The organism is Rhodococcus sp. NPDC003322, from assembly GCF_053589555.1.
Window position 1 is genome coordinate 136,451 of sequence record NZ_JBSFSC010000009.1, and the last position, 10,191, is coordinate 146,641.

Annotated in this window: 11 protein-coding genes; 1 reads left to right on the forward strand and 10 read right to left on the reverse strand. The window is 68.4% G+C overall.

The genetic code is table 11. From position 1 onward, the window contains the following. Positions 1-108 precede the first annotated feature (108 nt). From ACWDUM_RS27370 to ACWDUM_RS27390, 5 genes are all read right to left on the reverse strand, one after another. A complete protein-coding gene (locus ACWDUM_RS27370; protein ID WP_450136424.1) occupies positions 109-1,122 on the reverse strand; it encodes an LLM class flavin-dependent oxidoreductase in 1,014 nt (337 codons plus the stop codon). Then, positions 1,119-1,595 carry a Zn-ribbon domain-containing OB-fold protein gene (locus ACWDUM_RS27375; protein WP_450136425.1) on the reverse strand — a complete coding sequence of 159 codons (477 nt, stop codon included), beginning with the start codon at positions 1,593-1,595 and terminating at the stop codon, positions 1,119-1,121. Before ACWDUM_RS27375 ends, ACWDUM_RS27370 begins: the two co-directional genes overlap by 4 nt. After that, complete coding sequence (locus tag ACWDUM_RS27380) at positions 1,595-2,737, reverse strand: thiolase family protein (protein WP_450136426.1); 1,143 nt, start codon at positions 2,735-2,737, stop codon at positions 1,595-1,597. Before ACWDUM_RS27380 ends, ACWDUM_RS27375 begins: the two co-directional genes overlap by 1 nt. After that, positions 2,734-3,531, reverse strand: coding sequence for an SDR family NAD(P)-dependent oxidoreductase (locus ACWDUM_RS27385; RefSeq protein ID WP_450136427.1), 798 nt, complete (start codon positions 3,529-3,531; stop codon positions 2,734-2,736). Before ACWDUM_RS27385 ends, ACWDUM_RS27380 begins: the two co-directional genes overlap by 4 nt. Before the next feature lie 65 nt (positions 3,532-3,596). Then, the gene (locus ACWDUM_RS27390; RefSeq protein ID WP_450136428.1) at positions 3,597-4,427 is read right to left on the reverse strand and encodes an SDR family oxidoreductase; all 831 of its coding nucleotides are present in this window, start codon (positions 4,425-4,427) and stop codon (positions 3,597-3,599) included. Between the two features lie 114 nt (positions 4,428-4,541). Between ACWDUM_RS27390 and ACWDUM_RS27395 the strand changes: the two genes are divergently transcribed. Then, complete coding sequence (locus tag ACWDUM_RS27395) at positions 4,542-5,018, forward strand: nuclear transport factor 2 family protein (protein ID WP_450136429.1); 477 nt, start codon at positions 4,542-4,544, stop codon at positions 5,016-5,018. Between the two features lie 43 nt (positions 5,019-5,061). Here ACWDUM_RS27395 and ACWDUM_RS27400 read toward each other — a convergent pair whose 3' ends face one another. The 5 genes from ACWDUM_RS27400 to ACWDUM_RS27420 form a co-directional block, all read right to left on the reverse strand. Beyond that, positions 5,062-5,307 (reverse strand): ferredoxin, encoded by a 246-nt coding sequence (locus ACWDUM_RS27400; protein ID WP_450136430.1) that lies wholly within the window; start codon positions 5,305-5,307, stop codon positions 5,062-5,064. After that, a complete protein-coding gene (locus ACWDUM_RS27405) occupies positions 5,295-6,491 on the reverse strand; it encodes a cytochrome P450 (protein WP_450136431.1) in 1,197 nt (398 codons plus the stop codon). The genes ACWDUM_RS27400 and ACWDUM_RS27405 overlap by 13 nt, the downstream gene beginning before the upstream one ends. A gap of 24 nt (positions 6,492-6,515) precedes the next feature. Next, the gene (locus ACWDUM_RS27410; protein ID WP_450116763.1) at positions 6,516-7,790 is read right to left on the reverse strand and encodes a C4-dicarboxylate ABC transporter substrate-binding protein; all 1,275 of its coding nucleotides are present in this window, start codon (positions 7,788-7,790) and stop codon (positions 6,516-6,518) included. Positions 7,791-8,025: 235 nt separating this feature from the next. Further along, positions 8,026-8,730, reverse strand: a complete 705-nt coding sequence (locus ACWDUM_RS27415) for a FadR/GntR family transcriptional regulator (RefSeq protein ID WP_450116762.1) — start codon at positions 8,728-8,730, stop codon at positions 8,026-8,028. 232 nt (positions 8,731-8,962) lie between these two features. Then, a complete protein-coding gene (locus tag ACWDUM_RS27420; protein ID WP_450136432.1) occupies positions 8,963-9,703 on the reverse strand; it encodes a FadR/GntR family transcriptional regulator in 741 nt (246 codons plus the stop codon). Between the last annotated feature and the right edge of the window lie 488 nt (positions 9,704-10,191).

The following is a 10,191-nucleotide window of genomic DNA, read 5'->3' on the forward strand; positions in this document are numbered from 1 at the left end:
GCCGTTCTCGTGCTCCGGGTTGCCGTGCTCCGGGTTGCCGTCGGCCGGGACGGCGCGGCCCAGGGCGGGTCTCCTGCTCCCCCTCGGATGCACCCGGCGAACCATGCCCTAGGACACCGCTGCCTGCCGCAGACCGTCCGACTCCAGCCGCGGGAGCACCTTGGATGCGAACAGTTCCAGGCTTTCCCAACCGATCTCGGGAGGCGTGCCACCCATGAGCGGCTGGAACATCAGCTCGGACCGGTCACCGCGGGCGGTGGCGAACTCGACGCATTCGTCCGGGGTGAGCACCTGGAACTCCGGCAGCAGCTTGAGATCCTCGACGGTCTCCGCGAACTTGTAGCCGGTGGTCCCGGTCCCCCGCTCCTTCGCCCACTGCGCATTCATGTTGGTGGTGTACATCAGGTGCGGGGCCAGTCGCTGCCAGTCCCGCTCCGGGTCGTCGGTGACGTGCAGGAACAGCGGTCCGGCCGGGTAGGGCCGCGCCGGGACGGGGCGCCCGAGCCGTTCGCACTCCGCCTCGAAGAGCGAGTACAGCCGATCCTTGTCCGACCCGGCCGGGTAGTAGTTGTCACCCAACCGGGCCGCGCGTGCCGCGGACGGATCCGCCGAGCCACCGATGTAGATCGGCGGCCGTGGCGTGGTGACCGGCGTCGGCCGCACCCGCACGGTCCGGCCTCGGAACTCGAAAGGTTCACCGGTCCAGGCCTTGTCGAGCGTCTCGATGATCTCCTCGAGGATCTTCACCCGGCGCTTCATCGGGATGTCGAACATCTCGAACTCGTCGGGCCGGTACCCGATCCCCATCGTCATCTCGACCCGGCCCCGCCCGATCAGGTCCAGCGTCGCCAGGTCCTCGGCCAGTCGCAGCGGGTCGTGCAGGACCGCGACCAGCGCGGAGAAGTGCACCGCGATCCGCTGGGTGCGACCGAGCATCGCCCCGGCAAGGATCATCGGCGAGGCGCAGTAGCCGTCCTCGGCGCCGTGGTGTTCGGCGATGTACACCGTCTCGAAGCCGGCCGAGTCGGCCCAGGCGGCCTGTTCGACGGCGGCCCGGTAGAGATCGGCGGCGGGCGCTCCGACGGCGGGCGCCCGCATGTCGTACCGGAGTGAGAGTTTCATCGCGGGGTCTCCTTCTCGTCGGAATCCACCAGTCGGAAGGTGGGCAGGGTGTGGGTGTCGAAGACGGTGGGGGACAACTCGACCCGGTCACCTATGTGGGGCGCATCCGCTCCGGGCCCGACCAGGTTCGTCACCAACCGCACGCCGGGTGCGTCGTCGATGTCGACGAGCGCGACGGTGTACGGCGGGGTGGACCCGGACGGCAGGAAGGCCCGTTCGACGCGGGTGAAGGTGTGGATCACGCCGGTACCGCGGACCGGCACCCACTCGGGGCCGTCGGGGAACCCGCACCGGCATCCCGACGCCGGATACCATTGCCATCGACCGCATCCCGGGCACCGGGGCAGGGCGAGACCACCGGCGGCCGCCGCGTCCCAGAACGGTTCCAGCTCGGGCAGGTCCCGCGGCGGCGGGAACTGCGGGACGTGGTCGGCCTCGGTCACCGCGGTGCCGGCCGGCGCCGAATCGGTCATCAGCGGTCCTCCGTCAGGATCAGGGTGGTGTGCTCGCCACCGGCGAGTGCCGCGACCAGCGCGGTGCGGGCACCGGGTACCTGAGCCGCGCCGCGCCGCCCGCGCAGCTGGCGCACCGCCTCGATCACGTGCACGATCCCCGGGATGTAGGCGTAGGCGAGGTGGCCGCCGTGGGTGTTGACCGGCAGCGACCCCCCGGGAGCGGTGTGCCCGTCCGCGGTGAACGCGAACGCCTCTCCCCTGCCGCAGAATCCGAGATCCTCCAGCTGGATCGCCTGCGAGATGCTGAAGCAGTCGTAGATCTCGGCGACGTCGATGTCGGAGGGCCGCAGACCGGCCTCGGCGAATGCCCGAGGACCGGACCGCGCCGACCCGAAGCTGCACATGTCGTCGGCCTGGGTGAAGAAGGAGGTCATGGACGGCCCCACCGCGACCGTCGAGGCACCGGCCACCCGAACCGCGGCGACGTCCAGGTCCCGGGCCCGGTCGGCGGTGGTGACCACGACCGCCCCGGCCCCGTCGGTGATCAGGCAGCAGTCGGCGGCACGCAACGGGGACGCGATCATCGGGCTGTCCAGGTAGTCCGCCAGGGTCAGCTCGCGGCTGCGCTGGGCACCCGGGGTCAGCCCCGCCCAGGTCCGGTTCGCGATCGCGATCGCGCCGAGCTGGTCCGGAGTGACCCCGTAGGTGTGCAGGTACCGCTGCGCCCACGCGGCGAAGTAGACCGGCTGCCCGTACCAGCCGAAGGGCATCTCGAGGCCGGCCTTGACCGGGTCGTGGGCGTGGAAGGCGTACGGTCCGCCCGGTTTCGACCCCGCGTACCCGTAGTACACGAGAACCACTGCCGCCCGGCCCGATTCGACGGCGGTGCGGGCGAGGTCGATCGCGGCGAGCGGACCGGCCCCGGCGGGGATGCCGGGGGCGGCCGTGTAGTCACGCGCGATGCCGAGCGCCTCGGCGACGTCGTCCGGCCCCGGCCAGGACCCGGCCGAGATCACCCCGTCCACGTCGGCGGCGGTCAGGCCGGCGTCGTCGAGCGCGGCGCGGCACGCGTCGATCACCAGCCGGTCGATCCGGCGGTCGACCGACCGGCCGAACTCCGACTCGCCGACCCCGGCGAGGACAGCGGATCCGGCGATCACTTGGACCGGTGCCCGCGCCAGGCCGTGGTGCCGCCGTCGACCGGGACGACGATGCCGGTCAGGAACGACGCGTCGTCCGAGGCCAGGAAGGCGACCACCTTGGCGATCTCACCGCTGGTGCCGAAGCGCGGGATCAAGTGCGCACCGGTCATGCCGAGCAGGCGGGCGTCGCGGTCCTCCGGCGCGGCCGCGGCGAGGAAACCCGCACTCATCGGCGTCTCGATCGAGCCGGGTGCGAACGCGTTGACGCGAACCTCCGGAGCGAGCGCGATCGCGGTGGTGCGGGTCAGCTGGATGACGGCCGCCTTGCTCGCCGGGTACGCGGTGCTGACATAGCCGACCATGCCGGCGACGGAGGCGGCGTTGATGATCGACGGCCCACGCCCGGATGCGCGCAGGTGCGGCGCGGCGAACTTCGAGGCCAGCCACACCGCCTTGACGTTGATGTCGAACACCTTGTCCCACACATCTTCCGGCAGACCCTCGAACGAGGCATCCTCCGCGAAGGCGCCTTCCATGATGCCGGCGTTGTTGATCAAGGTGTCCAGGCCGCCCGCGGCGGCGACGGTGGAATCGATCATCGTCCGGATCTGCTCGCTGTCGGCGAGGTCCACCTCGATGGCGAGGGCCGCGACACCGAGTGCCTCGACCTGCCCGACGGTCTCCTTGGCGCCGTCCATGTTCCGATCCGCGACGGCGACGAACTCGGCGCCCTGACGGGCCGCTTCCACCGCGATCTCCCGGCCCATACCCTGGGCACCTCCGGTCACCAGGATTCGCTTGCCGGTCAACATGGGACCACCTCTTCCGTTCCGTTGTTCGATGTTGGTTCTGACTGTCTGGGCGGCGATCTCGGTCGTCAGCCGCGCCGCCCGGCCTCGAGCAGGGTGACCGGATCGGCGTACCGGCCGCTGGTGTAGGGCGAGACGCCGATGATCCCGGTCATCCCGGCATCGACCGGCAGCGTGACTCCGGTGACGTAGGCGGCGTCGTCGCCGGCCAGGTAGAGCACGCCCGCGGCGACGTCCTCGGGCACCAGCGCCCGGTCCATCAGTGCGGATCCGTCCAGTGCGGTCGCGGCGCCACCGAGGTCGCCGTCCGCGACGACGGCCGCGGTCATCGGGGACACCACCGCTCCGGGGACGATGGTGTTGACCCGGATCCCGTACGGACGAAGCTCGGCCGCCACGGAATTCGACAGGCCGATCACGGCGGCCTTGGCTGCGCTGTAGACGTGCGGACCGACGCCGCCGAGCAGGCCGCCGGGGCTCGAGGTCGAGATGATCACCCCGGACCGCTGCGCCTTCATCACCCGCGCGGCGTGCTTGCAGCCGCAGATCACCGCACGCAGGTTGATCGCGATCGTGGTGTCCGCCTCGGCCATCGGTGTGCGGTCGATGGGGCCGAGGACGCCCATCACCCCGGCGTTGTTGAACATGATGTCGAGCCGTCCGAAGGTCGTGACCGCGAGGTCGACGGCGGCGGCGACGTCGTCCTCGACGGTGACGTCGGTGGGCACGAACAGCGCCCGGGGACCGAGCTCGGCGGCGAGGGCGGCGCCCGCTTCGCGCTGCAGGTCCGCGATCACCACGGCCGCACCCTCGCGATGCAGGCCCCGCACCACCGCGGCGCCGATGCCGCCCGCTGCGCCGGTGACCACTGCCACCCGACCGTCGAATCTGTTCACCATGGGCACTCCCGCGACGACCATTTACCTGATAACAATATGCATGAAATCTAGATCACATTCCGGCTGTCGGCAATGCCCGCCTCCGGTCGGACCGCCCGCCACCGGAGGACCCCCGTGACACCAGACGAGATGACCATCGCGCTGACCGCCCTCACCGAACGGGTGGCCGGGCTGGAGGCCGAGCGCGCCGCACTGAGCCTGATGCACCGCTACGCGGCCGCGCTCGACAATCCGGACCCCGCGGCGCTCTCCCGGATGTTCACCCCCGACGGAACGCTCGCCACGCCGCGGGCCGAGCACCGCGGCCGCGCCGCGATCGTGGACTTCTTCACGCAGGCCCGACAGCGGGACGCGAGTACCAAGCGGCACTTCGTCTGCCAGCCCGAGGTGAGAGCGACGGGGCCGGACAGTGCGGCGCTGCAGTGCTACTTCCTCTACACCGCACTGCCCGGAGCCTCGGAGCCTCCATCAGTGCTCGGATGGGGTGCCTACCGCGCCGAGTGCCGAATCGATTCGGGCACGGCACTGTTCGAGTCGCTCCGAATCGCGGTGCACGCCACCTCGGAACTCGCCGCCGCACACGCGCTCTGACGAGAAACCGGCGCGGACCCGTGTCGGGTCCGCGCCGGCTCGCTCAGCTCGCCCGGTAGGCGATGGCGCGCTCCGGGCAGGCGTCGGCGGCGTCGCGCGCCTGCGCCAGCAGGTCCGGGCCGATCGGCAGATCCTGACCGGCCTGCGCGACGAAGCCCGCCTCGTCATCGGTGAGCAGGTCCGGCGCCACGGCGTAGCAACGACCGTGCCCCATGCACTTTCCCTCGGCAACACTCAGCGTGCCGACGGTGTCCTGTGCGGTGTCTCCGGCCATGATCAGACGTCCCATTCCAGTTCGAGGTTCTCCAGGGTCAGCTGCGAGCCCCGCTCCACGAGCGGCGCCTCACCGCGAATCCGGTAGTTCGGAATCCGCTTGTGCCACTCCTCCAGCACCACGGCCAGTTCCAGCCGCGCCAGGTGCATGCCCAGGCAGCGGTGCGGTCCGGCGCCGAACCCGAGGTGGCGGTTGAGTCCGGGCCGGTCGAGCACGAACTCGTCGGGCTCGGGATACATGCGCGGATCCCGGTTCGCGGAGCCGACACCGAGCCAGATCACATCCCCAGTCTTCATGTCGAGGCCGTGGAATTCGGTGTCCTCCTGCACCTCTCGGCCGGCCTGGATGACCAGGGGGTAGAGCCGGATGAACTCCTCGACGGCCTTCTTCGTCAGGTCCGGGTCGTCGATCAGCATCTGCCGGTCCGCGTCGTGCTGCGCGAGGTGCGCGAAGATGTACCCGAGCGCGGAGCGGGTGGTGTCGAGCCCGGCGAGCATGATCGACAGGCAGGTGGTGAGGATGTCGTCCTTGCTCAGCGGCTCGCCGTCGATCTCCGCCTCGAGGAGCCGGGTCACCATGTCCTCGGCGGGGTCGAGCGGGTTGGCACGGCGATCCTCGACGGCCTTGTCGAAGTACTCCAGAATCTTGCCCTGCCACAACTGAGCGTCGTCGACGTCGCCGCGGAGCATCGCCCGGAACATGTTCTCGCTCCAGGGCAGGAAGAAGTCACCGTCGGAGACGGGCAGTCCGAGGAGTGCGAGGAACAGGTCCGTCGGGTACCGGATCGCGAACTCCTGCACGAAGTTGCAGTGACCCCGGTCCTTGATCTCCTCGATCAGCTCGATGCAGCGGGAGTAGGCCAGCTCTTCCATCCGCCCGATCGCGGCGGGCGCGAAGAACGGGTTCAGGATGCGACGGAAACGCTGATGGGTGTCACCGTTGAGATCCTGTGGCAGCAGCGGAATCCCGCTCTTGGGGTACAGCGCGGTCCGGACGTCGGTGGTCCAGGTGCGCCAGTTCTGGAAGCCCTCGAGCACGTCGTCGTAGCGGGTGAGCATCCAGAAGCCGCGTTCGGTCGTGTCGTTGAAGTGGAAGCGATCCTGCTCCCGCTCGGCGTCGAGCAACGCGTAGTGACCGTAGATTTCACTCTCGCGCGTGTAGTCGGTGTGGCTGACGGGGCATTTGAGTGGCTGAGCCATGTCTTCTCCTGCTTGATCGATCGGTCAGGACGGGCGATGGGGAAGGAAGATCTGCTCGTAGACCTTGTCCGCGTAGTCGGTGAGATCGACCTTGCCGGGCGCGTACCAGTTGGCGAATCCGTCGTAGTCGACTTCGTCGGTGTAGCCGAGGTCGGCGAGGGTCGCGAGCCACTCTTCGGCCGCGCTCTGCATCCGCGAGACGAACGCGTCGCCGTCGTCGAAGGCCTTGCCCGTGCGAACGCCGTCGAGGAGCTTGTCCTGCTCCGCCTTGATCGCGGCAGCGGCATCGGGAGCGAAGGTGCCGACTCCGCCTCCGGCGGCGAGGATCTCGGCCGTGCCCGCGACCGTGTTGGCGAAGACCTTGTCCTCGACGTTCGACTTCATGAAGACCGTCACGCGGTCCCAGATCAACTGCTGCGCAACGAGAGGAAGGGAGTCCCATGCCTGCTGGCTCATGGCGATGCCGCCCCACCCGTTGGCGAAGCTCGCCGAGGAGTCGATGACGGCGTGCGGCGCGGCGCCGAGGAAGCCGCCGATCGTGCCGACGGTGAACGTCGTGACCGAGCAGTCCGCGACCTTGCGCTGCAGCGCCTCGTACAGCTCGGTGTACGGCATGGTCACCGGGCTCGCGCCGAGTGCGGTGACCTCGGCACTGATCGAGCGCCCGCTGGCGGTGACCTGAGCGCCGTGCAGCGACGGCAGGTCGCGCCGCGCGCTGGAACAGAACAATCCGTTCGATCCCGAATTGTATTCGGGAAGAAGGAGCTTCATGCCCTTGTTCTCGTACTCCGCCATGATCTCCGGCGTGTCGAAGGCGACGTCGTTGGCCCAGGCATTGGACTGCAGGACGCCGACCACGGGCGTCTGCTTCGCGAGATAGGCCGAGTCGGTGAGCGCGGCGCTCGCGGGATACTCGGACGGGTCGTACTGGGGGATGATGTGCGCGAGGTCGAGCCGGCCGTCGAGCAACGCATCGTCGATATCCGCCGGTGCGGCAATCGCATTCGCGTACGCGATGTCGAACGTGATCTTGCCGCCCGACCACTCCGTGATCGACTCCAGATACTTCTCGACCGGCTGGCCGGTGGTCGACCCCTTCGAGGACGGGGACTGCGTGTGGAGGACGATGGGTTCGACGTCCTCGAACGCGGCGATGTAGTCCTCCTTCGACGCCCCGTACTCCAGGCCCGAGCCGCCACCGGTGCCGGCCGATGCCGATTCCGCGCATCCCGCGACGGCGGCTGCGGCGAGGCAGGCCGCAATCCCGGCGCCGACCGCCCTGATTCGCACTCTTGTCATGTCCGCTCTCCACCCTTCGTGGCCGCATGCGACAACACACTGTTCCAAGTGACTCAAATCACCACATATGATGCGCATCATATGTGTGGTTGTCAACACACTGCCGCGAAACACGGCGACCTGCCCGCTCGCGAAAGCTGAGTGAAAGTGGCATTGCCTCTTGCCATTACAAAAGAGAGGCGGAGGCAACCACAGGTTGCCTCCGCCTCTCGGGGAGCGTGTGAACGGGCGCGAATCAGCCCCGCACACCCCAGGCGATCGGGGTGTCGAGGACCTGCGGGTAGTGCTTCTCCTCGTAGCGCCAGATACCGGCGATGTGCTCCTCCATGGCCGCCAGCGCGGCCTCGGGATCACCCGCCGCCACAGCGAGATAGATCTTCTCGTGGATGTCACAGGTGGCAACGCGGTGCCGCTCCGGATACTCCATGCCCATCGCCGAACCGTCCAGCATGTCCAGGAGCGCGTGAATGAGATACCCGAAAAGCGCGTTGCCGGACCCCTTCGCGATGGTGTCGTGGAACAGGCGGCTCATCTCGATGAAGATCTCGTCGTCGTCGAGGTTCTCGCGCATGTGGTCGACGGAGTGCTTGAGCGCGGCCAGCTGGTCCTCGTTCATCCGCTCGGCCGCCAACCTCGCCATCATCGGCTCGAGGGCGGTCCGCGCCTCCACGATCGACCGGAACGGCGCGTTCTCGAACTGCATCAGCAGCGTGATCGCGGTCTCGAGGCCGGCACTGTCCGGCTGCTGGACGATCGGGCCGCCACCCGGGCCGGGCTTGAGCGCGATGACGCCCTGCAGTTCGAGGAACCGGAGCGACTCCCGGAGGGTGCCGCGGCCGATGTCGTAGTCCTCGAGCATCACGCGCTCCGGCGGAAGCCGGTCACCGACCTTGTTTCCACGCTTGTTGATGTCCTCGACGATGCGCTGAGCCACCAACATCGCAGTCTTCTGAGGACGAAGGTTTGCCCTTCCCACTGCACGCACCTCCACACGGTAAGGCCTTTCCCCCGCCCACCGGAGTTATAGCCACAGTAATCTATGATTATGTTTACAGCATTGCGTGCGTGGACACCAGAAGGTTCGGTGGACAAATACCGGACGGTCGAGATTCTCGCCGCAGCCGGTCGTGGAATCGGGCGAATCCCCCCTCGAGGCGGAGCCGAACCGCCAACTACTGCATGGCGTCCCAGGTGATGGGCTTGCCCATTGCACCGGAGAACTTCTTCTGCAGGTAGGTCGTCAGCTCGGTCACATGAGCGCGCATCTCGACTTCCGCGGCGGTCGGATCGCCGGCGTCGATCGCGGCGAGGATGCGGACGTGAGCGTCATAGACCTTGGTTCGCCGGGCGGCGGGATACTCGACGCCGAGGGCCACGCCCTCGAATATGCCGTCGACCGCGTCGATGAGGTAGCCGAACAGTACGTTGCCCGACGCCCACGCGATCACCTCGTGGAACGCCTTGTTCGTCTCCAGGAACACGTCGAGATCCTTGAGGTTCTCCCCCATCTTGACCACCGACTCGGCGAGCAGGTCCCGCTGTGCGTCGGTGATGCGTTCGGCCGCTAGCCGTGCCATCAGCGGCTCGAGGCCTGCCCGGGCCTCGACGATCGTGGAGAAGGGCGCGCCGTCGAACTGCAGGACCAGCCCGAGACTGTTCTTCAGGTGCCCGGAGTCGGGCTTCTCGACGGTGGGACCGCCGCCGGGGCCGGGTTTGAGGGAGATGGCGCCCGAGAGTTCGAGGTAGCGCAGCGCCTCGCGCAGGGTTCCGCGGCCGACCTGGTACTCCTCGAGCATCAGCTTCTCGGACGGCAGCCGGTCGCCGCTCGTCAGGCCCCGCCGGTCGATCTCCGAAACTATCCGCCGCGCGATGATCATCGCCGTCTTCTGCGGACGGCCGGACCTACTGCTCACCACCACTGTATTTCCCCCTGGAGTACCCCTCGTTCCGCTACTTACGCGGCGGTAAGGCACTGTACCGTCGCGATCGCGAAATCCGAGTTCAATCCCGAGCATTTGTGGCGCCCGCCTCATCGGCGGAGCACATCCTGGACGATTTGTCCCGTTGGGAAAGCGTGAGATGTGTCTCACGCAAACATCCACCGTTTCGTTGATCCAACCGAATGATGCCGATAGTTTCGGATCGGTGCCCTCGTGGCGCCCGAACGCACCCGGCCGCCAGGCATCGCCCCTCACGAGCCATGGCCGGGCTGCCGAAGAACACAGGCGCACGGTCCGCGACCCCCCTCCCGGACCGTGCGCCTGTGCTGTCTTCTCTTGTCGGGCACGACGTCTCGAACGCGTCGTGGTGCGCGACCGAATGGTCGCGCCGCGACCAGCACTGCGTCCGCATCGACCACCTCGCCGGTGCCCAGGCGCACCCCGGTGGCGCGCCCGCCGGC